Origin of the sequence: Frigoribacterium sp. MCBA15_019 (genome assembly GCF_001864945.1) — a bacterium.
Taxonomy (GTDB): domain Bacteria; phylum Actinomycetota; class Actinomycetes; order Actinomycetales; family Microbacteriaceae; genus Frigoribacterium.
This window is the reverse complement of sequence record NZ_MJGS01000001.1, coordinates 272,961-298,053: the sequence shown is the minus strand read 5'-3', so window position 1 is coordinate 298,053 and position 25,093 is coordinate 272,961. Positions and strand designations below refer to the sequence as shown.

The following is a 25,093-nucleotide window of genomic DNA, read 5'->3' as shown; positions in this document are numbered from 1 at the left end:
CTAACCCGATAGACCAATTCCCCAGCGTTGCGGAAGTCGATCCCTTCTCACACCTCAGGTGGCCATCGTGTTGACCTTCATCCTGCAGATCCGATCCATGGCGGCCGGATACCCCGAGATCTACCTCTTCGCCGCCTACAGCGCCCTCATCTGGGTGCTCTGGATCATCAAGGTCCTGCTCTCCCGCCGCTACCGACCCTTCACGGGGGAGTTCCGCGGGACCACCAGCGTCGTCGTCCCCGTCGTGGACGAACCGCTCGACCTCTTCCGGGACGTCATCGGCCGCATGGTCGAACAGGGCCCCGGCGAGATCATCGTCGTCATCAACGGAAAGCCCAACCCCGAGCTCGCGGCCGTCTGTGAGGAGTTCGGGCCGCTCGTGCGCTGGGTGCACACGCCGATCCCCGGAAAGCGCAACGCCGTCATGATCGGCACCGAGCTGAGCCGCGGCGACATCACCGTCCTCGTCGACTCCGACACGGTCTGGACGCCGGGCACCCTCTCCGAACTGCTCCGCCCGTTCGCCCAGGAGAACGTCGGGGGAGTCACCACCCGCCAGCGCATCCTCGAGCCCGAGCGCAGCTGGATCACCCGCTGGGCCGACTGGCTAGAGAACTCACGCGCCCTCTACTCGATGCCGGCGCAGAGCGTGTTGGGGCAGATCGGCTGCCTGCCGGGCAGAACGATCGCCTTCCGCCGCGAGATCCTCGTGCGGGTCATGGACAAGTTCATGACGGAGAAGTTCATGGGCGTGTTCCTCGAGGTCAGCGACGACCGCACCCTGACGAACCTCACGCTCAAAGAGGGCTACCGCACCGTCTACCAGCACACCAGCCTGGTCTACACGGACGCCCCGTTGCAGCTGAAGAAGCTCTACAAGCAGCAGCTGCGATGGGCGCGCGGCAGCCAGTACAACACCCTCCGCATGATGCCCTGGATGGTCGGGCACGCCCCGCTGCTCGCGTTCTTCTTCGCGATGGACATCGTGCTGCCCTTCATGCTCATGGGCGTCATCGGGGGCTGGATCTACCGAGGGATCACCGGTCAGGGCGTGAACCTGTACCGCGGCATCCTCGAGGAGTACGGCGTGCAGACGGGCCTCATCAGCATCGTCGTCCTCATGGTGGTCTCGTCGGTCCTCAGCATGTCGATCCGTCAGATGCGCCACCTGGCCGAGAAGCCCTCGGACTTCTTCCGCCTCCCCGTGTTCATCATCGTGTCGACGTTCTTCCTCATGCCCATCCGGGTCATCGGGTTCTTCCGCATGGGCCACGCCAGCGGCTGGGGCACCCGGGCCGGGGCGTACGCAGGAGGCGCGGCGAACGACGAGATGCAGGGCGCGCTCGACGAGGTGGCCGAGGAGGCCCCCATCGACGCCCTCGAACGGCAGTTCCGCGACGGCGTCGACCCCGGGGTCGACACGCTCTTCGACTTCGGCTCGGCGACCGACGAGACCGACGAACAAGGAGCGGTCCTCGTCAAGAGCCGCAAGGCGGCCCTGGCCGCCGAGGCCGAGGGGGCGACCGCTCCGGCACCGGTGGCCGCTGTGACCACCGCCACCGCGCCTCCTCGTCGCCGCCTCAACCCCAAAGCCGGATTCCCGTACCTGATCGGCGCCGCCATCATCGCCCTGGAGGTCTTCTTCATTGTCTGACTCGACGCAGGACTTCGTCACGCCCGTCCACATGCAGTCGGGAGCCTGGTGGGCGACCTCTCACGGCAACGCCCGGCGCACCGCGCTCGGCGCCACCGCCGTGGTGGTGTTGCTCGCCATGATCTCGTGGCTCATCTGGGTCTCACCGTCGGACAACATCGTCCGCAGCGCCGTGACCGAGGTCACGGGCGTCGACCCGTCGATCAACGTCTCGTCGCTCAAGGCCGATCGATCCGCGCTGCTCGACCAGCTGGTCTCCGCCAAGAAGCAGCTCGCCGAGAGCAAGGCGGCCCTGGCCGACGTGCAGCAGCAGGCCTGGACGTCCGAAGGGCAGCTGACCGCGGCGCAGGCGAAGCTCGCCTCCGCCGAGTCGGCCCTGTCCCAGGCGCAGTCCGCCGCGGACGCGGCCCAGGGGTCGGGCTCGGGCGCGGCAGGCACCGCGGCCGGTGGACGAGGCGGGGGGAACGGTGCGTCCGGTGGCTCCGGGTCGGGAGGCACCGGCTCGAACGGTTCGACCGGTGGGGGCACCACGGGCCCCGTCACGATCGAGACGCCCTCCCTCGCCTCGATCGTCGATCCCGAGTCGCGCTACTTCGGACTCTTCACGGATCAGGCGCCGTTCAACTGGGCGACCTACGACGCGCAGGAGGCGGCGGTCGGTTCCGAGGCCAACATGGTCGGCTACTTCCAGGGCTTCGACCAGGAGTTCCGCGCCGACGCCGTCCGGTCGTCCTGGTCGCGGGGCAAGCTGCCCGTGCTGACGTGGGAGTCGCAGCCGATCAAAGCCGGCAACAACGAACCCGAACAGCCCGACTACAGCCTGACGAAGATCATCGACGGCAGTTTCGACTCGTACCTGACGACCTACGCCGACGACATCGTCGCGAACGGCATGCCGCTGGCACTGCGGTTCGACCACGAGATGAACGGCACCTGGTACCCCTGGAGCACCGACTACGGCAACAGCAAGGGCGCCGTCAACGGCAACGGGCCCGGGGACTACGTGAAAGCCTGGCAGCACGTCCACGACCTGTTCGAGCGGCAGGGGGCGAACGACCTGGTCGCCTGGATCTGGGCGCCCACGCGCATCGACCGTCTGGCCACGGGCAAGACCGGCGGCAGCGACCACACGACGCAGGCCTTCCTCGCGAGTCTCTACCCGGGCGCCGACTACGTCGACATCGTGGGCATGTCGGGCTACTACCGGCCGCCGTACGACGACAAGTCGCAGCCGACGTTCGACAGCACCTTCGGAGCCACGCTGAAGCAGCTGCGGGCCATCGCACCGGGCAAGAACATCCTGCTCGCCGAGATCGGTGCGAGCGAGACGGGTGGCTCGTCGGATCCCACGGCCACGAGCGAGAAGGCGCAGTGGTTCAACTCGCTCTTCACCGCGCTGGCCGATCCGGCGAACGCCGACATCATCGGCTTCTCGTACTTCGACCTCGTGGCCACCACGGTCGTCGACGGAGTGCGGTCGACCAACGACTGGCGCCTCACGTCGCGGTCCGACAGCCTCGCCGCCTTCACGGCGGGGATCACCCGACGCGACGTCGGTTACGACCTCCAGCCGTCGCCGTGACGACACCCACTCCCTTCCTCGTCTCCCGCCTCTCCCTCATCCCCAGGAGCGCATCATGAAGAAAGACGCCACCACCCCCGAGTCCGCCGTCGTCGAGACGGCAGCCGACACCCCCTCCGTGAAGCCCCGCATCAGCGTCATCGGCACCGGTTACCTCGGTGCCACGCACGCCGCGGCCATGGCCGAGATGGGCTTCGACGTGATCGGGGTCGACACCGACCCCGCCAAGGTCGCCGCCCTGGCCGAGGGGCGCGTCCCGTTCTTCGAGCCCGGCCTGCCCGAGCTCATCGTGAAGCACGTCGGCTCGGGCCGGCTCACCTTCACGACCGACCTCGCCGAGGCCGTCGCCCTGTCGGACGTGCACTTCATCTGCGTCGGCACGCCGCAGCGCCGGGGGAGCCACGCCGCGAACCTCTCCTACGTCGAGGAGGCGACCCGCAACGTCGCCGCCGCCCTGAGCCACGACGGCCTCATCGTGGGCAAGTCGACCGTGCCGGTCGGAACGGCGGCGCACCTGCGCGAGATCGTGGTCGGCGTCGTGCCCGCCGGCGTCTCGGCCGACCTCGTCTGGAACCCCGAGTTCCTCCGCGAGGGTCACGCCGTCGAGGACACCCTGCGCCCCGATCGCATCGTCTTCGGCGGGACCGACGTCCGCACCGAAGCCCTGATGCGCGAGGTCTACGCGATGCCCATCGCCACGGGCACGCCGGTCATCTCGTGCGACCTGCCGACCGCCGAGCTGGTCAAGGTCAGCGCCAACGCGTTCCTCGCGACGAAGATCTCGTTCATCAACGCGATCAGCGAGTTGTGCGAGGCGGCCGGTGCCAACGTGTCGACCCTCGCCGACGCCCTCGGTTTCGACGACCGCATCGGACGCAAGTTCCTCAACGCCGGCCTCGGTTTCGGCGGCGGCTGCCTGCCGAAGGACATCCGGGCCTTGATGTTCCGGGCCAACGAGCTGTCGGCCCACCGCGTCGTCGGGCTCATGCAACAGGTCGACGAGATCAACATGGCTCAGCGCCAGCGGGTCATCGACCAGGCGATCGACGCCTGTGGCGGCTCGGTGCTCAACCGGCGCATCGCGGTGCTCGGGGCGGCGTTCAAGCCGCACACCGACGACGTCCGCGACTCGCCTGCCCTGAACGTCGCGGCGGCGCTGCACCTGCGCGGCGCCCAGGTGCTCGTGGTCGACCCCGAGGCCACGCAGACGGCCCAGCGCAGCTTCCCGACCCTGTCGTTCGCCGACTCGGCCGCCGAGGCCGTGACGGACGCCGACGCCGTGCTGCTGCTCACCGAATGGCCCGAGTTCGTCGGGGCGGACGCGGCCGGGCTCGCCGAGCTCGCCGCCAACCCCGTGGTGATCGACGCACGCAACGTGCTCGACGCCGAGGTCTGGTCGGCCGCCGGGTGGGAGGTCCGTCCGTTGGGCGGCCGTCGCACCCCGGCCCAGCGCCGCGTGCTGACGCCGACCGCCGTACCCGCCTGACCGGATCGTCGGGCACGGGCTGACGGGCCGCTTCCCCCGGGAGGCGGCCCGTCCTGCGTCTGCCACCCGCGCCTCCTGGTCGTCGACGGCTCCGAGGAGGCGCGGGTCGCCTCATCGAGGCCCCCTGCGCCGGCGACGCGAGAGGCCCGCACCCTTCTGGGGGATGCGGGCCTCTCGTGGTGCGATCGGATCAGACGCCGAAGTACAGCTCGAACTCGAAGGGGTGAGGACGCTGCGCCATGGGCAGGATCTCCTTCTCGCGCTTGTACGCGATCCAGGTCTCGATGAGGTCCTCGGTGAAGACGTTGCCCTTGGTCAGGAACTCGTGGTCGGCCTCGAGCGCATCGAGCGCACCCTCGAGCGACGCCGGCACCTGCGGGATGTTCTTCGCTTCTTCCGGGGGCAGTTCGTAGAGGTCCTTGTCGACGGGCTCGTGCGGCTCGATCCGGTTCTGGATGCCGTCGAGGCCGGCCATCAGCTGCGCGGCGAACGCCAGGTACGGGTTCGAGGCGGCGTCGGGGACGCGGAACTCGATCCGCTTGGCCTTCGGGTTCGTGCCCGTGATCGGGATGCGGATGGCCGCCGAACGGTTGCCGGCCGAGTACACGAGGTTGACGGGGGCCTCGAAGCCCGGGATCAGGCGGTGGTACGAGTTGATCGACGGGTTCGTGAAGGCGAGCACCGCGGGGGCGTGCTTGAGCAGGCCACCGATGTACCAGCGGGCCAGGTCGGAGAGCCCGCCGTAGCCGTTCTCGTCGTAGAACAGCGGCTTGCCGTCGTTCCAGAGCGACTGGTGGGTGTGCATGCCCGAGCCGTTGTCGCCGAAGAGCGGCTTGGGCATGAAGGTCGCGACCTTGCCCCACTGCTCGGCCGTGTTCTTGACGATGTACTTGAACTTGAGGATGTCGTCCGCGGCGTGGACCATCGTGTCGAACTTGTAGTTGATCTCCTGCTGGCCGCCGGTGCCCACCTCGTGGTGCGCGCGCTCGAGCTCGAGGCCCGAGTCGATCAGCTTGAGGCTGATGTCGTCCCGCAGGTCGGCCGTCTTGTCGACGGGGCTGACCGGGAAGTAGCCACCCTTGTAGGCCGTCTTGTTGGCGAGGTTGCCGCCCTCTTCGACGCGGCCGGTGTTCCAGGCGCCCTCTTCGGAGTCGACGCTGTAGGAGCTGGCGTTCTGCTTCACCTCGTAGCGGACGTCGTCGAAGATGTAGAACTCGGCCTCGGGGGCGAAGAACGCGGTGTCGGCGATGCCGGTCGAGGCGAGATACTTCTCGGCCTTCTTGGCGACCTGACGCGGGTCTCGGCTGTAGAGCTCGCCGTTGCGCGGGTTGAAGATGTCGAAGACGAGGACGAGCGTGCGCTCGACGCGGAACGGGTCGACGTACCCGGTCGTGACGTCGGGGATGAGCTGCATGTCCGACTCGTGGATGGAGGCGAAGCCCCGGATGGAGGACCCGTCGAAGAGCTGTCCGACGGAGAAGAACTCCTCGTCGACCGTGGAGGCGGGGATGTTGAAGTGCTGCTGGACACCGGGAAGATCGGTGAAGCGGATGTCAAGGAACTTGACGTCGGTGTCCTTGATGAACTTCAGCACCTCGGAAGAATCAGTGAACATCTAGATGTCTCTCCAATGGGCTTGGAACGGATCGGATGCGGGACGCAGCCTCCGACGAGGCTACGGAGGGGCCGTTTCGCTGCGGTGTCCCTCATGTTTCCGGCATGTTACGGCTCGGCCCCTCGGTAGGCTCGGGGCATGCCCGATCGCACCGCGCCTCCTTCCCGCCCCGCCTCCGTGGGTGGCCCCGACGACGGGGCACAGCGCTGGCCCGGCGAGCGGCTCGGGCTGCCCGAGAAGGGGCCGCGCTCCGTGGCCCGACTCGGGCGGCGCGTCGCCGGGCTCGCCGTCGACTGGGCGATCGCTTACGCGGTGGCCGCGCTCTTCTTCGGTGGCGAGGGCCTCGCCATCACCGGGGTGTTCCTGCTCATGCAGATGCTCTTCCTCGTGCTGTTCGGCGGCTCGCTCGGGCACCTCGCACTGGGCATGCGTCTCGTGCCGATGGCCGGAGGCCGCATCGGCGTCGGACGGCCCGTCCTGCGGTCGGTACTGCTCGTGCTCGTCATCCCGGCCGTGGTCTGGGACCTCGACCAGCGGGGCCTGCACGACCGTGTCGCCGGCACGCTCCTCGTCCGCGTCTGAGGCGCCCCTCCGACCCGACCGACGCACGACGGCGCCCCTCCTGGTCGGAGGGGCGCCGTCGTCACGTCACGTCGAGGCGGAAGTCTCCGGGGTCAGCGCGGACGACCCGACCGCACCTTGAAGGGGTCGACGCCCTTGGGGATGGGCAGGCCGTTCTGACCGAGGGACTGGAGGCGGTTGCTGACGGCGAGCACCTCGTTGCGGTTGATCGAGGACTTCAGCTTGTTCATGCGTCCTGCGAGCTTGTGCAGGGGCACGGAGTCGGCGTCGGGGCCGACGTTGAGGACGTGGACCGGGACGTTCGGCAGGATGCGGGTGACCTTGCGACGCTCTTCGTCGACGAGTCGGCGCGTCTGACCGGCGCCACCCTCGGCGACGAGCACGACACCCGGCTTGCCGACCGCGCGGTACACAGCGGCCTGGCTGCGGCCCTGGACGGCCACGGGCATCTCGGCGGCGCGCCACGCACGACGCAGGCCGCTCTTCATGACGGCACCCACGGCACCGGGCTGCCCCTCGATCTGCGAGTACGCCGCGCGCTCGGCCTTCCGGCCCAGCACGATCAGCAGCAGCAGGAACCCGAGCATGACGCCGACGACGATGTACAGCACGAGGGCGAGCACGTTGCCGCCCGTGAGCAGCAGCGCCGCGACCACACCGAGCAGCACGGGCACGAAGAACGCCAGCAGCATCATCGGCAGCGCCGTCTTGTCGACGCGGCGGGTCATCTGGAAGACCTGCCACATCTGCTTGAGACGGCCGGGTTCCTTCGGCGGTTTCGGGGACGTGTTCTCGGGGGACGTGCGACGAGCCATGTGGACCAGGATACGGGGTAAGCGGTCCCGACGAGTCCTCCCCAGGGCCTCGGATCCGACGACGGTCGACAGAGGTCTCCGGCGGGACGACGGCGTCGGCCTCGGGACGACACCATCGCCTCATGACGAGCGAGTCGATCGGCCCTTACCGCGTGCTCTCCCGGCGCCTCGACGGCGGGGTGGAGCGCATCCTCGCCGAAGCACCCGGCGGGTCGCGCGTCGTGCTCAGGAGGCGCGGGTCGGGCTCGGCAGGACGCTCTCCCGTCGCCGAGGCGGTCGCCTTCGCGCGCGCGGACCACCCGCACGTCGCGCCCCTGGTCGACGTGCTGACGAGTGCGTCGGGCGAGCTCGTGCTCGTCTTCGAGGACCTCGGCGGCGACCCGCTCGCCTCGTGGCTCGCCGCCAGGGGGCGTCCCGAGCCGGGGGAGGCCATCACCCTCGTCGTGCCCGTGCTGGACGCGGTCCAGCACCTGGCCCGTCGGGGGACGGCCATCGGTGCTCTCGACGTCGACGACGTCGAGATCGACGCCCGCGGGGCCCCTGTGCTGGTCGGCGTTCGGCAAGCGGCCGCCGGGCCGGACGCCGAGCGCGCCTCGTTGCCCGTGGCGGCGCAGTTCGCCCGGGCCGTCGTCGAGCGCGCGGCTCGACCGGCGTCGCGGGACTCGATGCCGACCCTGGACGCGACGAGCTTCGAGTCCCTCGTCGAGTCGGTCTTCGACCTCGGCGAGGCCGTTCCGCTCTCGAGCGTCGACGACGTGGTCGAGGGCGTCGACGACGGTCTCGGGGGAGACCCCCACGTGTCGGCCCTCGAGGACGAGCCGGTCATGCGGGGCTGGCTCGCGCTCCTGCCCGAATCGGAGGCGCTCGACCGGGTGATCGCCGGTGTGCGGGACCTGCGACCGCGACAGGTGTTCACCGCCCTCGGGGCCGTTCGACGGCGCTACCGACTGCTCGCGGCGGGCGCCGTCGTCGTCGCCGGTGCAGCGGTCGTCCTCGGGACGGCTTCGTCGGCACGCCACGACGGCTCCGACGACAGGGTGAGTACGGTCTCGGCCGGTGCCGAGTCCTCCAAGCCGGGAGATCCTGCAGGCGACTCCCCGGGGACCGTCACGACAGCACCTTCTCGGTCGGGTGGAACCGGTTCTCTCGACGAGGTGGAGGCGCTCGTGGTCGGTGACGATGCCGGCGCAGCCGCCGAGGTGCTCCTGGCGGCGCGTCTGGAGTGCCTGCGCGACGTGACACCCAGCTGTCTCGACGCCGTCGACCAACCGGGCTCACCGATCGCGCTCCGCGACGCGGCCGTGCTCGACGACCCCTCGCTGGCCGGCGGGGCGACGGTCGCACTCGAGTTGACCGGCGGGGCGTCACGAGCCGGCGGGACGGTCGTGCTCGAGGCGACGGGCCCCCACGGCGAACCGGCCTCGGTCCTCGTGATGAGGACCGAGGCCGGTTGGCGGCTTCGAGACGTGTTCGTCGATCGGTGAGGTCCGGCCTCACCCGACGGGCGTCAGATGCCGAGCTTGGACGAGAAGTCCCCGCCCTCGAGACGCTCCTTGACGGCGACCAGGAAGCGCGCGGCGTCGGCACCGTCCACGATGCGGTGGTCGTACGACAGGGCCAGGTAGACCATGGACCGGATCGCGATGGACTCCGATCCGTCGGCCTTGATGACCACCGGGCGCTTGACGACGATGCCGGTGCCGAGGATGGCCACCTGCGGCAGGAAGACCACCGGGGTGTCGAACAGGGCACCTCGCGAACCCGTGTTCGTGACGGTGAACGTGCCACCGGCCAGCTCGTCGGGCTTCAGCTTGTTGTCCCGCGTGCGCTGTGCAAGGTCGGCGATCTGACCGGCGATGCCCGCGAGGTCGAGGTCGGAGGCGTTCTTGATGACGGGCGTCAGCAGGCCTCGCTCGGTGTCGACCGCCATGGCCACGTGCTCGTGGTCGGGGTAGACGATCGAGTCGCCGTCGACGGTGGCGTTCAGCTTGGGATGCGCCTTGAGTGCCTCGGCGGCCGCCAGGGTGAAGAAGGGCAGGAAGGACAGCCTGTTGCCGGTCTTCTCGAGGAAAGCACCCTTGTTCGCGTCTCGGAACGCCGCGACCTTCGTGACGTCGACCTCGACCACGCTGGTCAGCTGAGCCATGGCCTGCATCGACTGGACCGCGCGCTCGGCGACGACCTTGCGGAGGCGCGACATCGGGACGGTCGTGCCGCGCAGCGGCGAGACCTCGATCGGTGCGGGACCGGTGGAGGCCGGTGCCGACGTGGTCGAGGACGCGGCGGTCTCGGCAGCCTCGGCGGCGGCGAGGACGTCCTCCTTGCGGATGCGACCCCCGACACCGCTGCCCGTCAGGGTCGAGATGTCGACGCCCTTCTCGTTCGCCAACTTGCGGACGAGCGGGGTGACGTAGCCGACGGGCGCACCGCTGTTCGGGGCCGGGGTGGCGGGTGCCGACGTCTCGGACGAACCCGTGGCGGGTGACGGGGTCGGTGCCGACGGGGCCGGCTGCTCGCTGCTGGGCTGGGTGGCCTCGGGCTGCGAGGCGGCAGGCTGCTGGCTGGCAGCTTCCTGCTGTGCCGCAGCAGCCGGATCAACGGCGGGAGCGGGCTCGGGCGCGCTGGCCGCGGAGTCCTCGCCCGGGGCGGGTGCGGCGGACGAGGCGACCTCGGCCTCTTCGGCCTCTGCTTCGGCGGGTGCCGCGGGAGCCTGCTCGGGCTCTGCGGCGGCTTCGGGCTCGTCCGCGGGTGCCTCGGCGGCACTGCCGTCTCCGATGCGGACCAGGGCGGTGCCGACCTCGACGGTTTCGTCCTCGGCGACGAGGATCTCTTCGATCACACCGGCGACGGGCGAAGGGATCTCGGTGTCGACCTTGTCGGTCGAGACCTCGAGCAGCGGCTCGTCGACCTCGACGCGGTCACCGACGTTCTTCAACCAGCGGGTGACCGTACCCTCGGTGACACTCTCACCGAGTGCCGGGAGGTTGACGGATTCGCTCATCTGTGGGGCTCCTTTGACGACATTTGTGTGTCTGTGATTGCTGTGGTGGTGATGCGGGCCCCTGCTTCGCAGGAGCGATGGTGCGCGGGATCTACATCGCGTGGAGCGGCTTGCCCGCGAGGGCCAGCATGGCTTCTCCGAGGGCTTCGTTCTGGGTGGGGTGCGCGTGGATCAGGGGGGCGACGTCTTCCGGGTAGGCCTCCCAGTTGACGGCGAGCTGTGCCTCACCGATCAGTTCTCCGACGCGGGCGCCGATCATGTGCACGCCGACGACGGGGCCGTCGACCACGCGGACGACCTTGACCGAGCCGCTCGTGCCGATGATGTGGCTCTTGCCGTTGCCCGCGAGGTTGTAGTCGTAGCTGGTGACCTTGTCGGCGCCGTACTGGTCGGCGGCCTTGACCTCGGTCAGGCCGACCGATGCGACCTCGGGGTCGGAGTAGGTCACCTTGGGGATGTTCACGTCGGAGATCACCTGCGGCTTGAGGCCCGCGATCTCTTCGGCGACGAAGATGCCGTGCTGGAAGCTGCGGTGGGCGAGCTGCAGGCCGGGCACGATGTCGCCGAGGGCGTAGACGCCGGGGACGTTGGTCGCGAGGCGTTCGTTCGTCAGGACGAAACCGCGGTCCATCGTGATGCCGACCTCGTCGTAGCCGAGACCCGCGGTCGAGGGGCCACGGCCGACGGCGACGAGCATGAGGTCCGCCTCGAACGTCTTGCCGTCCTCGAGGGTGACGACGACGCCGTCGTCGTTCTGCTCGACGCCCTGGAACCGAACGCCCAGTGAGAAGGCGATGCCGCGCTTGCGGAAGGCGCGCTCGAACTGCTTCGAGATCGACTCCTCCTCGTTGGGGACGAGGTGGGGCAGAGCCTCGACGATGGTCACGTCGACGCCGAAGCTCTTCCAGACGCTGGCGAACTCGACGCCGATGACACCGCCGCCGAGGATGACGACCTTGTTCGGCACGTGGTCGAGCGCGAGTGCGTGCTCGCTCGTGATGACCTTGCCGCCGATCTCGAGACCGGGGAGGCTGCGCGAGTACGAGCCGGTGGCGAGCACGACGTTCTTGGCCTTGAGCGTGGTCTCGCCGACCTGGACGGTCGACGGCGAGGTCAGCTTGCCCTCGCCCTCGACGGTCGTGATGCCACGAGCCTTGACGAGCCCTTGGAGACCCTTGTACTTGCTGGCGACGATGCCCTCGCGGTACGAGGTGACGGCTGCGATGTCGATGCCGTGGAAGTCGGTGTTGACGCCGTACTTGGCGGACTCGCGAGACACGTCGGCCACCTCGGCCGAGTGGAGCAACGCCTTGGTGGGGATGCAGCCTCGGTGGAGGCAGGTGCCCCCGACCTTGTCCTTCTCGACGAGTGCGACGCTCAGGCCCAACTCGCTCGCTCGCAGCGCTGCGGCGTATCCGCCGCTCCCGCCACCGAGCACCACCAGGTCAAAATTCTGTTCCGACACCCAGCAACTCCCTCGTGCGTCCGCGGTGCCCCGACGCCGAGGCGGGGCCGTCGCGGTGGCGACGACGCCCGTCCCCGTACCGATCGCACCGTTCGGCGGCGTCGTCGTGACGCACGTCGGCGGATGCCCTCGGGGGACCGATCTCAGCGGGTTTCTCCCGCTCCCACGACCTTACTACGCAGCGGAAAACTTGTCGGCCAGCTCGATCAGGGTCCGGACGGTCACGCCCGTGGAGCCCTTGGCCGTGTAGCCGTAACCGCCGCCCTTGTTGTTCGACGGCCCCGCGATGTCGAGGTGCGCCCAGGGGATCGGCGTGGACGTGCCCTCGCGCGATCCGACGAACTCGTTCAGGAACACTCCGGCCAGCAGCATGCCGGCCGCCGTGTTGCCCGGGGTCGCGTTCACGAGGTCGGCCACGTCGGAGTTCAGGCGCGCGCGCAGCTCGGCAGCCAGCGGCATGCGCCAGAACGTCTCGCCCGTCGTGTCGGCGAGCGACACGATCTCGGACGCGAGGTCGTCGTTGCCCATGACGCCGACGTAGCGCATGCCCAGGGCGACGACCTGGGCGCCCGTGAGGGTGGCCACGTCGACGATGGCGTCGGGTTGCTCGTCGCTCGCCGCGACCAGGCCGTCCGCCATGACCAGTCGGCCCTCGGCGTCGGTGTTCGTCACCTCGACGGTGGTGCCGCCCTTGATGGTGAGGACGTCGTCGGGTCGGATCGCCGTGCCGCTCGGCATGTTCTCGGCGATGCAGAGCCACGCGGTCAGTCGCACGGGCAGCCGGAGCTTCGCCACGGCCACCGTCACGGCGAGGACCGTCGCGGCCCCCGTCATGTCGTCCTTCATGCCGAGCATGCTGGCGGCGGGCTTGAGGGACAGCCCGCCCGTGTCGTACGTGATGCCCTTGCCGACCAGGGCCAGGTGCTTCGCGGCTCCGGCGGGGGAGTACTCGACCTTGACCAGCCGGGGTCCGCGGCTCGACCCCTGGCCGACGCCGAGGATGCCTCCGTACCCGCCGTCGCGGAGACCGTCCTCGTCGAGGACGGTGACGGAGAGGGCGTCGTCCGCGGCATGCGCCACGGCGAAGTCGGCGAGTGCCTGGGGGTACATCTGCTGAGGGGGAGTCGTGGCCAGGTCGCGGACGGTGTGTACGGCCTCGGCTACCACGGTCGCACGCTCGAGGACGGAGTCCTGCACGTCGGCCGACGTCGCCAGGACGATGTCGCGGGCGTGTCGACGGGTGTCGGACGCCGAGGCGTGGCGGAACGCGTCGAACTCGTACGAGGCGATCGCGGCGCCCTCGAGGGCGGCCAGCGCGTCGGCGGCGTCGCCCACGGGCAGAGCCAGGACGACCCGGTCGACGGCGGTGAGCTGACGGACGGCCGAGCCCGCGGCGTAGCGGAGGCTCTCGGCCGTGACGGAGTCGCCCAGGCCGACCAGGGCAACGATCGAGGCGGTGACGCCGGTCGCGGGGACCTTGACGAGTTCGTCCCGGGCGCCGGTCACTCCCAGGGCGGCGAACGACTCTGCGAGCCCCGGGACCTCGAGGGTCGGCTCGGGGCCGTCGGCCCCCTTCATGACGCCGACGACGAGGACGTCGGCCTCGGCGGCGATCGGATCGGACGGCAGGACGGAGAGCGTGGCGACGGTCATCGGCCCATCGTATCGACCGTGGTGTTCGCTCTCGGCACGTGGTCGTGCGCCCCTCCCGTCGACGCCCGGTGCCTAGCATGGAGACCATGCACGACCCCGCAGCTCTCTACGACATCACCCCCGACGCCGACGACGTACCCGAAGGCCTGCCGCTCGTCGCCGGCCTGACCGGGTTCGCCGACGCGGGCTCGGCGGTGAGCCAGCTGGCGGAGTACGTCCTCGACACCCTCGACCACACCCTCGTGGCGACCTTCGACGCCGACGAGCTCCTCGACTACCGGGCCCGTCGCCCGACCTTCACCTTCGATCAGGACCACATCTCCGAGATCGACCCCTCGACCCTCTCGCTGTACCTCGTCCACGACGACCTCGGTCAACGGTTCCTCCTCCTGGCCGGGTTCGAACCCGACTTCCAGTGGCAGCGCTTCACCGCGGCCGTCGTGCAGCTCGTCGAGCGCTACCGCGTCTCGACCACGACCTGGGTGCACTCCATCCCGATGCCCGTGCCCCACACCCGTCCGATCGGGGTCACGGTCAGCGGCAACCGCTCCGACCTGGTCGAGGCGATGTCCGTGTGGAAACCCGTCACCCAGGCGCCCGCCAACGCGTTGCACCTCGTCGAGCACCGCCTCGGCGAGACGGGTCACCCCACGGCGGGCTTCGTCCTGCTCGTGCCGCACTACCTGGCCGACACCGAGTTCCCCGACGCGGCCGTGGCGGCTCTGTCGAGCATCAGCGCCGCGACGGGGCTGATCTTCCCGACCGATCGCCTCCGCGAAGAGGGTCGCGACTTCATGGTCAAGGTGGACGAGCAGGTCGCCGGCAACCACGAGCTGTCCCGGTTGGTCGCCACGCTCGAGGAACGTCACGACACCTACATGCAGGGCAACCCGCTGCCCTCTCCGCTGACCGACCAGGACGGCCAGGTTCCCTCGGCCGACGCCCTGGCCGCCGAACTGGAGAAGTTCCTCGCCACCCGGCGGGTGGACGGCGAGGGCGACGACCGCTCCTGACCGGCACCGCGCCTCCCGGGTCCGTTCCGACCGGGTGGCGCAGGAGGCGCGGGCCGGCGGCCAGCCCGCGGTCGGCTAGGGTCGCGGGGTGAACTCCGCACGTGCCTGGCTCGTCTGGGGAGCCGCCGTCTTCGCCTACGTCGTCGCCGTCCTGCAGCGGTCGTCGCTCGGCGTCTCGGGCGTCGAGGCGCAGCACCTCTTCGGCGTCTCGGCCTCGACCCTGTCGACCCTGGCCGTCGTGCAGCTCGTCGTCTACGCGGGGCTGCAGATCCCGGTCGGCGTCCTGCTCGACCGGGTGGGACCCAAGAGGCTCATCGTCGCCGGTGCCGTCCTGCTGGCCGCGGGCCAGCTCGTCGTGGCGCTCTCGCCGCCGACCATCGGCGTGGCCGTCGTGGGGCGCGTGCTCGTCGGCGCCGGCGACGCGATGACCTTCATCTCGGTGATCCGCCTGTTGCCCTCGTGGTTCCGTGGCCCGATCCTGCCGCAGGTGTCCCAGTGGACCGGCAACGTCGGACAGCTCGGCCAGGTCCTGTCGGCCGTGCCCCTGTCGATCGTCCTGCACGGGGCGGGGTGGGGCCCGGCCTTCCTCAGCGCGGCATCCCTCTCGGTCGTCGCCGCCGTGGTCGTGCTCCTGGTCGTGAAGGAGTCGCCGACCGGACGCGTCCGCTCCGAGGCGGTCGTCAGCTGGACCGACGCGGGCCGACAGCTGGGACAGAGCGTCCGCCGCCCGGGGACCCGGCTGGGGTTCTGGTCGCACTTCGTGACGCAGTCCTCGGGCACGGTCTTCAGCCTCTTGTGGGGCGTTCCGCTGCTGGTGGGCGGTCTCGGCTTCTCGACCGGGGAGGCCTCCGGCATGCTCTCGCTGCTCGTGCTGTCGGGCGTCGTCGCGGGGCCGGTCCTCGGGGTGCTGGTCGCCCGGTACCCGATGCGACGTTCCAACCTCGTCCTCGGGATCGTCACGGTGCTCGCCGTCGTCTGGACGGCGTTGCTGGCGTGGCCCGGGACGCCACCTCACTGGCTCGCGTACGTGCTGGTCGTCGTGCTCGGGGTGGGCGGGCCGGGCTCACTGATCGGATTCGACTTCGCGCGGACGTTCAACCCGCTCCGTAGCCTCGGAGTGGCCAACGGCGTGGTCAACGTCGGTGGCTTCCTGGCGAGCTTCGTCATGATGTTCCTCATCGGCGTCGTCCTCGACCGACTCGACGCGGCCCGCATCGCCTCGGGACAGCCGAGCGACCTCTTCGCCTTCGAGTCGTTCCGCATCGCGCTGCTCGTGCAGTACGTGGTGGTCGGCGGCGGCGTGGTGGCCCTGCTCGTCGAGCGCCGACGCACCCGTCGGGGCCTGCGCCTCGAGGAAGGAATAGAGGTGGCGCCCCTCTGGGTTGCCCTGAACAGGAGATGGCAGGCCGCGCGCCGCCGGCCCCGACGGGGGCCGGAAGCCTGACGTCCCCTGTGTCGTCCGACACCGGTCGGACGTGCAATAATGGGATACGGACCCGTTCATGTCCATCGATCGAGTTCACGAGTCGGCACAGTCGGCGCGCTTTCGATCGGGGACTTGACATGGGTCCTAGTACTGCCCGAATTCGGCCGACGCCCAGTGCCGGTCGACGTCCCCACCGGCGCACGTGAACGCGACGATCGCGTCCGGTCCGGAACGTACCGAGAACTGAAAGGTGTTCGCATGGCTACACGCAGCAAAGCGACCGCGGCCCCCGACGAGGCCGTGACCGACGACACGGCCGTCGAGGCCGAGACCACGGCTCCCGCCGCCAAGAAGGCTCCGGCCAAGCGGGCTCCCGCCAAGAAGGCGGCGACCAAGGCTCCGGCCAAGACCGCAGCCGCCAAGAAGGCCGCCGCGGCCGAATCCGCCGACGACGAGGTCGACGCCGAGGCCGCCGTCGACCCGGCCGCCGCCGACGACGCCGACGGCGAAGGCGCGAAGCCCGCCCCCGAGATCCTCCCGACCGGTGCGCTCGTCATCTCGCAGGACGACGACGACGAGATGCCCGTCTACTCGACGACCATCACCGGCGCGACGGCCGACCCCGTCAAGGACTACCTGAAGCAGATCGGCAAGGTCGCCCTGCTGAACGCGGCCGAAGAGGTCGAGCTCGCCATGCGCATCGAGGCGGGCCTGTTCGCGGACGACAAGCTCGCCAACAGCACCGGCCTGAGCCGCGAGCTCGAGCGCGAGCTGCGCTGGGTGTCCCGCGACGGTCAACGGGCCAAGAGCCACCTGCTCGGTGCCAACCTCCGACTCGTGGTCAGCCTCGCCAAGCGCTACACCGGCCGTGGCATGCAGTTCCTCGACCTGATCCAAGAGGGCAACCTGGGTCTGATCCGTGCCGTCGAGAAGTTCGACTACACCAAGGGCTTCAAGTTCTCCACGTACGCCACTTGGTGGATCCGTCAGGCCATCACGCGTGCCATGGCCGACCAGGCCCGCACGATCCGCATCCCGGTGCACATGGTCGAGGTCATCAACAAGCTCGCCCGCGTCCAGCGCCAGATGCTGCAAGACCTGGGACGCGAACCCACGCCCGAAGAGCTCTCCCGTGAACTGGACATGACGCCCGAGAAGGTCGTCGAGGTTCAGAAGTACGGTCGCGAGCCCATCTCGCTCCACACGCCTCTGGGTGAAGACGGAGACAGCGAGTTCGGTGACCTCATCGAGGACACCGAGGCCGTGGTGCCCGCCGACGCCGTCGGATTCACGATGCTGCAGAAGCAGCTCGAGTCGCTGCTCGACAGCCTGTCCGAGCGTGAAGCCGGCGTCATCCGCATGCGCTTCGGCCTGGGCGACGGCATGCCGAAGACCCTCGACCAGATCGGTGACACGTTCGGCGTGACGCGCGAGCGCATCCGCCAGATCGAGTCCAAGACGATGGCGAAGCTCCGCCACCCGTCGCGTTCGCAGTCGCTCCGCGACTACCTCGAGTAGGCCCGTGCGTTACCTGGTCCCCGTGCTGGCCGGCCGACTCGTCCGGGCGGTCGCCCGGTTGCGGGGCGGCGGGTCCGCCTACCCGGGGCAGACCGTCCTGAAGCTCGCGCCCGATTTCCTCACGCACGTCTCGTCGCAGTTCGAGCGCGGCGTCGTGTTCGTGCTCGGATCGAACGGCAAGTCGACGACGACGATGATGCTGACCGAGACGCTCCGGGCCCACGGGCTCAAGGTGTTCACGAACCCGACGGGTGCCAACCTGCCTCAGGGCATCGCGTCGGCCTTCCTCCGCGAGGTGACGCCGTTCGGTCGCGTCCGCGACGACATCGGCGTGATCGAGGTCGACGAGGCGTTCGCCGTCGAGTTGACGAAGTCCCTGCACCCCTCGACGGTGCTCATGCTCAACGTGCAGGTCGACCAGCTGTACCGGTTCTTCGAGACCGAGCGGGTCGGCACGATGATGACTGACACGGCTGCCGTGGCCACCGCCGCGGTCGTGACGAACCGCGACGACCAGCACCTGGGCCCGTACCAGGCCGTCGGTCGCCAGACGGTGACCCGCTTCGGTGCCTCACCCGAGGTCGTCTCCGCGTCACCCAACGGCCTCCAGAACGCCAACGACTTCAGCCGTGAGGCCGACACCTCGTTGACCGCCGAGACCGAGGTGACGGCGCTCACGGGCACGGGCGCCACCATCACCGTCTCCGGCACCCCGATCGACGTCCGGCTGCCGGCGCGTGGTCTGCACTACGCCGTGGACGCCGCCGCGGCCCTCCAGACGGCTTCGATCGTCCTGGGGCACCCGGTCGACCCGACCGCCGTCCAGCGGGCTTTCGAGAGCATGAAACCGGCCTACGGTCGCGGTGAGCGCATGTCCCTTGGCGCCGACGAGGCCGAGTTCATCATGTTCAAGAACGCGGCGAGCCTCCAGATGAACCTCGACGCGCTCCCGCAGGGCGTGGAGCAGGTCATGTTGGCGATCGACGAGGGCACGCCCGACATCTCGTGGATCTACGACATCGACTTCTCGCACCTCGACCACGTCGACGTCCTCGCGGGGGCGAAGGCCTGGCAGTTGGCCTTGCGACTCGAGCACGAGGGCATCCCCGTCCACGTGATCGAAGAGGACATCTCGAAGGCCATCCGCCTGATGCGGGCACTCCCGTCCCCGAGCGACAACACGAAGCACTTCGTGACGAACTACGAGCAGATGATGCTGGCCCGCCGCATCCTCGGCCACCCCGACCTGGAGAAGACCGCGTGAGCGACGACGTCCTCCGAATCGTCCACCTCTACCCGGAAGAGCTCGGTGTGAGCGGTGATCGGGGCAACGTGACGACTCTCGCGGTGCGCGCGCGCCGAGCCGGGGTCGACAGCACCGTCCTCGAGTACCGGGTGGGTGACGACGTTCCGACCGTGGCCGACGTGGTCGTGGTGGGGCACGGTCCCTTGTCCGGGGTCCGAGCCGTCGCCGCCGACGCTCGTCGCCTCGCGCCGGCACTCGAGTCGTTCGCCGCCTCCGGTGTCCCGGTGGTGGCAGTGGGAGGCGGTCTCGAGCTCCTGAGCCGCGGAGTCGAGGGCGTCGACGGCGAGTCAGTCGAGGGAGTCGGTTTCTTCGACGCGGTGGTCCGCCGCGGGGCTCCTCGTCGGACGAACTATCTGCAGGTGACGACCGACTACCAGGGCGACGAGATCACCCTCTTCGGATTCGAGGACCATGCCGCCCACCTCGAACTCGGGACGGACGCCGAGCCGTTCGGTTCCGTGGTCCACGGCGGTGGGAACGGCGACGGCCGCGAGGGGGTGCGCCGGGGCGTGTCGTTCGGCACCCAGCTCAAGGGACCGGTCCTGCCTCTCAACCCCGCCCTGACCGATCGGGTCCTGCGAGTCGCGTTGAGCCGCCGCATGATCTCGTACTCGGCGGGCGCCGGGCACGCCAAGCTCGACGAGTACGCCGCCGCGTCGCAGAAGGTGATCGCCGACAACCTCGAACGCTCGTTCAAGGCCATGTGACGACGTCCGCACCGCGACACGACGAAGGCCCCGCATCGATCGGATGCGGGGCCTTCGTCGTGCTGCCGACCCGGGCTGTGGTCCGGGGCGGCGCCGTGTCTCAGTGCGCGAGGAGCTTCGAGCTCTCGTCGAGCCATTCGATGGCGGTGGGCTGCAGTTTCTCTTTGAACTTCGCGCCGTGGTGGGCGCAGAAGAGAAGTTCGCCGGTGGCCATGGTCGCGCGGATGTAGGCCTGGGCTCCGCAGCTGTCGCAGCGGTCCGCAGCGCTCAACTGGTAGCGGGAGCCGAGCTCGTCGACGGCGGTCTGGTCGGTGGCCATCTGAGTCATGTGATGCTCCTCCTGACGGTGGTGCGGTGGGTGAGACACTCATCAAAACACGCCGACGTCCGTATCGCGTGACATCGGCCCCGGATTTCGCTCATCGCGTAGCGGGGACCGGGCCGTCGAGTGTCGGGACCGCCGTGTCGGCGGCCCTCGGTAGGCTGTAACGCGGCCACCGCCTCCCCGCATTCCCGTCGTCGAGAGATGACGGTGGGCCCTTCAGGAGAACCATGCCCCCCACCTCGTCCGCACCCGCCTCCGACTACTCGGCCCGGCACCTCTCGGTGCTCGAAGGCCTCGAGGCCGTGCGCAAACGTCCAGGCATGTACATCGGGTCGACCGACTCTCGCGGCCTCATGCACTGCCTCTGGGAGATCATCGACAACTCGGTCGACGAGGCGCTCGGGGGGCACGGCGACACGATCGACGTCGTGCTGCACTCGGACGACAGCGTCGAGGTCCGCGACAGCGGCCGCGGCGTGCCCGTCGACATCGAACCCAAGACCGGGCTCAGTGGCGTCGAGGTCGTGTTCACGAAACTCCATGCTGGCGGCAAGTTCGGCGGCGGCTCGTACACGTCGTCCGGTGGCCTCCACGGCGTCGGGGCCTCCGTCGTCAACGCGCTGTCCGAGAGGCTCGACGTCGAGGTCGACCGGGGTGGCAAGACGTACGCCATGTCGTTCCGACGTGGCGAACCCGGCACCTTCGACGACGAGGGCGAGCCCACCCCCGATTCACCGTTCACCCCGTTCGTCTCGGGCAGCGTGCTCCGCGAGGTCGGCAAGACCAAGCGCGGTGTCACCGGCACCCGGGTGCGCTACTGGGCCGATCGGCAGATCTTCACCCGGGGGGCTTCGTTCCAGACCGACGAGCTCTCGGCCAGGGCGCGACAGACGGCCTTCCTCATCCCCGGGCTCACGCTCACGCTGCGCGACGAGCGTGCGGGCTCGCTCACCGACGGCGGCTTCCCCCTCGAGAGCACCTTCCGCTTCGACGGGGGCATCAGCGAGTACGTCGAGTTCCTGGCGCCCGACACGGCGGTGACCGACACGTGGCGCCTGACCGGTTCGGGCACCTACACCGAGACGGTGCCCGTGCTCACGGACGGCGGTGCCATGATCGCGACCGAACTCGAGCGCCAGTGCGACGTCGACATCGCGCTGCGCTGGGGCGGGGGATACGAGACCGTCTTCCGCAGCTACGTGAACATCATCGCCACGCCGAAGGGCGGATCGCACCAGACCGGCTTCGAGACCGGGCTGCTGAAGTTCGTCCGGCAGCAGGTCGAGGCCAACGCCCGTCGCCTCAAGGTCGGCAACGACAAGATCGAGAAGGACGACGTCCTGGCCGGCCTGACGGCCGTGCTCACCGTGCGCCTCCCCGAGCCGCAGTTCGAGGGCCAGACCAAAGAAATCCTGGGCACGCCGGCCGTGCGGGCGATCGTGGCGAACGTCGTGGCCACCGAGCTGGGCTCGCTGTTCACGTCGAACCGTCGAGAGGACAAGGCCCAGACCGCCCTCGTGCTCGACAAGGTCGTCGCCGAGATGAAGACCCGAATCGCCGCCCGGGCGCACAAAGAGACCCAGCGTCGCAAGAACGCCCTGGAGAACTCGACCCTGCCGGCCAAGCTCGTCGACTGCCGGTCGAACGACGTGGCGAACAGCGAGCTGTTCATCGTCGAAGGCGACTCCGCGTTGGGCACGGCCAAGGTCGCCCGCAACAGCGAGTTCCAGGCGCTCCTGCCGATCCGCGGCAAGATCTTGAACGTCCAGAAGGCCTCGGTCAGCGACATGCTGTCCAACTTGGAGTGCGCCTCCATCATCCAGGTGCTGGGGGCCGGGTCCGGGCGGTCCTTCGATCTCGAGGCGGCCCGCTACGGCAAGGTGATCATCATGAGCGACGCCGACGTGGACGGTGCCCACATCCGGACGCTGCTGCTCACGCTGTTCTTCCGGTACATGCGACCGATGATCGAGGCCGGTCGCGTCTTCGCGGCTGTTCCCCCGCTGCACCGGGTGGTCGTGATGCACCCCGGCAGCAAGCCCAACGAGACGATCTACACGTACTCAGAGAAAGAGCTGCACGGCGTCCTCGCGGGGCTCAAGCGCACCAACAAGAAGTTCCAGGACCCCATCCAGCGGTACAAGGGTCTCGGCGAGATGGATGCCGAACAACTCCGGACCACGACGATGGAACGTCAGAACCGCATGCTGCGGCGCGTCAAGGTCGACGACGCCGAGAACGCCGCACGGGTCTTCGAGTTGTTGATGGGCAACGACGTCGCCCCTCGCAAGGAGTTCATCATCGACGGAGCCGGTCTCAGCCGCGACCGCATCGACGTCTGAGTCCTGACCGGCTCGCGACCGACGACGCCGACCTCGACTTCGAGGAGCGGCGCCGTCTCGGTGGGTCGTCCGAAGGGTCACTCCCCGGGTTCGGCACCGGCCTCGAGGCCCGTGGCCGAGTCGGTGATGTGGGCCACCGAGGCCCCGACGGACCCGACGGGTGCGTCGAGGGGCGTGCCTGACCCGTCTCGGCGTGAGAGCTCGGTCGGCAGGCTCCGGACGGAGCCGTCCGGGCCGACCGCCTGCGCGGGGGCCGGTCCGACCCAGGCCAGCGACAGGGCGTCTTCGCCCTTGAGCAGCGAGTGGGACCGGACGCCGCCCGTGGCGCGCCCCTTGCCCGGGTACTCGTCGAAGGCGCTGAGCTTCGCACGTCCGGGGTCGGTGCCGGCGATCGTCGAGCTGCTCGACGACACCGTCGCGACGACGGCCTCGTGACCCGCGGGCACGGCGCCGAAGAAGATCACGCTCGCGTCGTCCGGGAGGTTGATGCCGGCCACCCCGCCGCCGGCGGGCCCTTGCGGTCGGACCGCAGAGGCCGTGAACCGGAGCAACTGCGTGGCGGAGGTGACGAACACGAGTTCGTCCTCGTCGACCCCCTGGGCGACGCCGACGACCTGATCGCCCTTCTTCAGGCTGATGACCGGGAAGTCGGGTCGGGCGGGGTACTGGCCGGTCGCGACTCGTTTGACGACACCCCGGGCCGTACCCAGCGCGATGCTCCGATCGGCGGTGAGCGAGACGAGCCCGAGCACACGTTCTTTCTTGTCGACCAGGCCGATGTAGTCCCTGATGGGCACGCCCGCACCGAGCTGGACCGACGTGGGTGGCACCGACGGGAGGTCGACGGGGGTGAGCCGGACGAGACGCCCGAGGTTCGTCACGGCTCCGATCTCGGTCCGCGTGGTCGTGTCGATCGACGACAGGACGGCATCGTGCTTCGTACGCCGGGCCGGGGGAGTGGGGGCCGCGGAGTCGGGGTCGAGGTGGTCCACGCGCAGGACGCGGCCCGTCGTCGAGAGGAACACCCGGGTCGGGGTGTCGGCGATCTCGAGGACGGGGGCGGACCTGCTGCCGCGACCCGTCGTGGCGACGCTCGGCTTGGCCTCGGTGAGGAGGGTCCGCCGCGGGGTGCCGAACTGTTCCGCGATCTCGCCGAGCTCGCTCGAGACGAGAGCGCGGAGGCGGGCCGGGTCGGCCAGCAGGTCCTTGAGGTCGGCGATGGCCGCGAGCAGCTCGTCACGTTCGGCCTCGAGTTCGATGCGACTGAACCTGGTCAGCCGGCGCAACTGCAGGTCGAGGATGTACTCGGCCTGGATCTCGCTGAGGTCGAACACCTCCCGCAGCCGAGCGCGGGCGGCGGCCGTGTCGTCGCTCGTCCTGATCACCTGGATGACCTCGTCGATGTCGACGATGGCGACGAGCAGGCCCTCGACGAGGTGGAGGCGGTCCTCTTTCTTGGCCAGCCGGTAGCGGCTGCGACGCGTGACGACCGACAGGCGGTGGGCGACGTAGACCTCGAGCATCTCTTTCAGCCCGAGCGTGCGCGGCTGCCCGTCGACCAGGGCGACGTTGTTGATGCTGAAGCCGTCCTCGAGCGGCGTGTACCGGTAGAGCTGTTCGAGGACGGCTTCGGGGCTGAAACCCGTCTTGATCCCGATCACGAGACGGAGACCGTGCTTGTGGTCGGTGAGGTCGGTGACGTCCGTGATGCCGGTCAGCTTCTTCGCCTGCACCCCGTCCTTGATCTTCTCGATCACCTTCTCGGGCCCCACCAGGTACGGCAGCTCGGTGACCACGAGTCCGTTCTTCCGCGCGGTGATGCTCTCGACGCCGACCCGCGCCCGGGTCTTGAAACTGCCCCGACCCGTCGCGTAGGCGTCGCGGACCCCGGCGAGCCCGGCGATCGTGCCGCCGGTGGGCAGGTCGGGCCCGGGCACGAACGCCATGAGGTCGTCGAGGCTCGCGTCGGGGTGGTCGATGAGGTGTCTCGCGGCGCCGACGACCTCGACGAGGTTGTGGGGCGCCATGTTCGTGGCCATGCCCACCGCGATGCCGCTCGCACCGTTCACCAACAGGTTGGGGAAGGCCGCGGGAAGCACCTCGGGCTGCATCAGCTGGTTGTCGTAGTTGGGGACGAAGTCGACGACGTCCTCGCCGAGTCCCTGCGTCATGGCCAGCGACGCCTCGGCGAGACGGGCCTCGGTGTACCGCGGTGCGGCGGGCCCGTCGTCCAGCGAGCCGAAGTTGCCGTGCCCGTCGATGAGCGGCACGCGCATGGTGAAGGGCTGCGCCTGACGCACCATGGCGTCGTAGATCGCGGTGTCGCCGTGCGGGTGGAGCTTGCCCATGACCTCGCCGACGACGCGCGCGCTCTTCACATGGCCGCGGTCGGGCCGCAGGCCCATCTCGGACATCTGGTAGAGGATGCGGCGTTGAACCGGCTTGAGGCCGTCCCGGGCGTCGGGGAGCGCCCGCGAGTAGATGACTGAGTACGCGTACTCGAGGAACGACCCCTGCATCTCGAGCGAGACGTCGATGTCCTCGATGCGTTCGCCGTGGTCGGGGCTGCTCGTGTTCTCGGTGGTGGTCATGCACTTCTCACG

18 protein-coding genes are annotated in these 25,093 nt (G+C 69.4%); 11 read left to right on the top strand and 7 right to left on the bottom strand.

Going from position 1 to position 25,093, the window contains the following annotated elements; translation table 11 throughout:
- Positions 1–67: 67 nt before the first annotated feature.
- Genes BIV04_RS01370 through BIV04_RS01360 form a run of 3 tightly spaced genes read left to right on the top strand, consistent with a single transcriptional unit; the run spans position 68 to position 4,722 of the window.
- Positions 68–1,654 (top strand): glycosyltransferase family 2 protein, encoded by a 1,587-nt coding sequence (locus BIV04_RS01370; protein ID WP_143048491.1) that lies wholly within the window; start codon positions 68–70, stop codon positions 1,652–1,654.
- Positions 1,647–3,236 carry a glycosyl hydrolase gene (locus BIV04_RS01365; protein ID WP_143048490.1) on the top strand — a complete coding sequence of 530 codons (1,590 nt, stop codon included), beginning with the start codon at positions 1,647–1,649 and terminating at the stop codon, positions 3,234–3,236. The genes BIV04_RS01370 and BIV04_RS01365 overlap by 8 nt, the downstream gene beginning before the upstream one ends.
- Positions 3,237–3,291: 55 nt before the next feature.
- Positions 3,292–4,722 carry a UDP-glucose/GDP-mannose dehydrogenase family protein gene (locus BIV04_RS01360; protein ID WP_071253495.1) on the top strand — a complete coding sequence of 477 codons (1,431 nt, stop codon included), beginning with the start codon at positions 3,292–3,294 and terminating at the stop codon, positions 4,720–4,722.
- Positions 4,723–4,912: 190 nt separating this feature from the next.
- On the opposite strand, the gene glnA is transcribed toward BIV04_RS01360, so the two are convergent.
- On the bottom strand, positions 4,913–6,337 hold the full coding sequence (gene glnA / locus BIV04_RS01355; protein ID WP_071253492.1) for a type I glutamate--ammonia ligase: 1,425 nt from the start codon (positions 6,335–6,337) through the stop codon (positions 4,913–4,915).
- A gap of 138 nt (positions 6,338–6,475) precedes the next feature.
- Here glnA and BIV04_RS01350 point away from each other — a divergent pair, with 138 nt between their 5' ends.
- On the top strand, positions 6,476–6,919 hold the full coding sequence (locus BIV04_RS01350; protein WP_043592664.1) for an RDD family protein: 444 nt from the start codon (positions 6,476–6,478) through the stop codon (positions 6,917–6,919).
- Between the two features lie 92 nt (positions 6,920–7,011).
- Here BIV04_RS01350 and BIV04_RS01345 read toward each other — a convergent pair whose 3' ends face one another.
- The gene (locus BIV04_RS01345; protein ID WP_071253490.1) at positions 7,012–7,734 is read right to left on the bottom strand and encodes a DUF4191 domain-containing protein; all 723 of its coding nucleotides are present in this window, start codon (positions 7,732–7,734) and stop codon (positions 7,012–7,014) included.
- A gap of 122 nt (positions 7,735–7,856) precedes the next feature.
- On the opposite strand from BIV04_RS01345, the gene BIV04_RS01340 reads away from it, so the two are divergent.
- Positions 7,857–9,218 carry a hypothetical protein gene (locus tag BIV04_RS01340; RefSeq protein ID WP_071253488.1) on the top strand — a complete coding sequence of 454 codons (1,362 nt, stop codon included), beginning with the start codon at positions 7,857–7,859 and terminating at the stop codon, positions 9,216–9,218.
- 23 nt (positions 9,219–9,241) lie between these two features.
- Here BIV04_RS01340 and sucB read toward each other — a convergent pair whose 3' ends face one another.
- From sucB to BIV04_RS01325, 3 genes are all read right to left on the bottom strand, one after another.
- Entirely contained in the window at positions 9,242–10,735 is a 1,494-nt protein-coding gene (sucB, locus tag BIV04_RS01335) for a 2-oxoglutarate dehydrogenase, E2 component, dihydrolipoamide succinyltransferase (RefSeq protein ID WP_071253487.1), read from the bottom strand.
- A gap of 91 nt (positions 10,736–10,826) precedes the next feature.
- Positions 10,827–12,200 carry a dihydrolipoyl dehydrogenase gene (lpdA, locus tag BIV04_RS01330; protein WP_071253486.1) on the bottom strand — a complete coding sequence of 458 codons (1,374 nt, stop codon included), beginning with the start codon at positions 12,198–12,200 and terminating at the stop codon, positions 10,827–10,829.
- A gap of 174 nt (positions 12,201–12,374) precedes the next feature.
- Positions 12,375–13,853 carry a leucyl aminopeptidase gene (locus tag BIV04_RS01325; RefSeq protein ID WP_071253484.1) on the bottom strand — a complete coding sequence of 493 codons (1,479 nt, stop codon included), beginning with the start codon at positions 13,851–13,853 and terminating at the stop codon, positions 12,375–12,377.
- Between the two features lie 86 nt (positions 13,854–13,939).
- Between BIV04_RS01325 and BIV04_RS01320 the strand changes: the two genes are divergently transcribed.
- From BIV04_RS01320 to BIV04_RS01300, 5 genes are all read left to right on the top strand, one after another.
- Positions 13,940–14,866 carry a proteasome assembly chaperone family protein gene (locus BIV04_RS01320; RefSeq protein ID WP_071254609.1) on the top strand — a complete coding sequence of 309 codons (927 nt, stop codon included), beginning with the start codon at positions 13,940–13,942 and terminating at the stop codon, positions 14,864–14,866.
- Between the two features lie 88 nt (positions 14,867–14,954).
- The gene (locus BIV04_RS01315; RefSeq protein WP_071253481.1) at positions 14,955–16,310 is read left to right on the top strand and encodes a nitrate/nitrite transporter; all 1,356 of its coding nucleotides are present in this window, start codon (positions 14,955–14,957) and stop codon (positions 16,308–16,310) included.
- 240 nt (positions 16,311–16,550) lie between these two features.
- Positions 16,551–17,810 (top strand): RNA polymerase sigma factor, encoded by a 1,260-nt coding sequence (locus BIV04_RS01310; RefSeq protein WP_071254607.1) that lies wholly within the window; start codon positions 16,551–16,553, stop codon positions 17,808–17,810.
- 4 nt (positions 17,811–17,814) lie between these two features.
- Positions 17,815–19,074 (top strand): MurT ligase domain-containing protein, encoded by a 1,260-nt coding sequence (locus BIV04_RS01305; RefSeq protein ID WP_071253479.1) that lies wholly within the window; start codon positions 17,815–17,817, stop codon positions 19,072–19,074.
- On the top strand, positions 19,071–19,823 hold the full coding sequence (locus tag BIV04_RS01300) for a hypothetical protein (RefSeq protein ID WP_054146013.1): 753 nt from the start codon (positions 19,071–19,073) through the stop codon (positions 19,821–19,823). Before BIV04_RS01305 ends, BIV04_RS01300 begins: the two co-directional genes overlap by 4 nt.
- A gap of 100 nt (positions 19,824–19,923) precedes the next feature.
- Here BIV04_RS01300 and BIV04_RS01295 read toward each other — a convergent pair whose 3' ends face one another.
- On the bottom strand, positions 19,924–20,151 hold the full coding sequence (locus BIV04_RS01295) for a hypothetical protein (RefSeq protein WP_043592677.1): 228 nt from the start codon (positions 20,149–20,151) through the stop codon (positions 19,924–19,926).
- A gap of 224 nt (positions 20,152–20,375) precedes the next feature.
- Here BIV04_RS01295 and BIV04_RS01290 point away from each other — a divergent pair, with 224 nt between their 5' ends.
- Positions 20,376–22,490: a type IIA DNA topoisomerase subunit B gene (locus BIV04_RS01290; protein WP_071253477.1), complete on the top strand. Its 2,115-nt coding sequence runs from the start codon at positions 20,376–20,378 to the stop codon at positions 22,488–22,490.
- Between the two features lie 77 nt (positions 22,491–22,567).
- Here BIV04_RS01290 and BIV04_RS01285 read toward each other — a convergent pair whose 3' ends face one another.
- Positions 22,568–25,081, bottom strand: coding sequence for a DNA topoisomerase (ATP-hydrolyzing) subunit A (locus BIV04_RS01285; RefSeq protein WP_071253475.1), 2,514 nt, complete (start codon positions 25,079–25,081; stop codon positions 22,568–22,570).
- Positions 25,082–25,093: the final 12 nt, after the last annotated feature.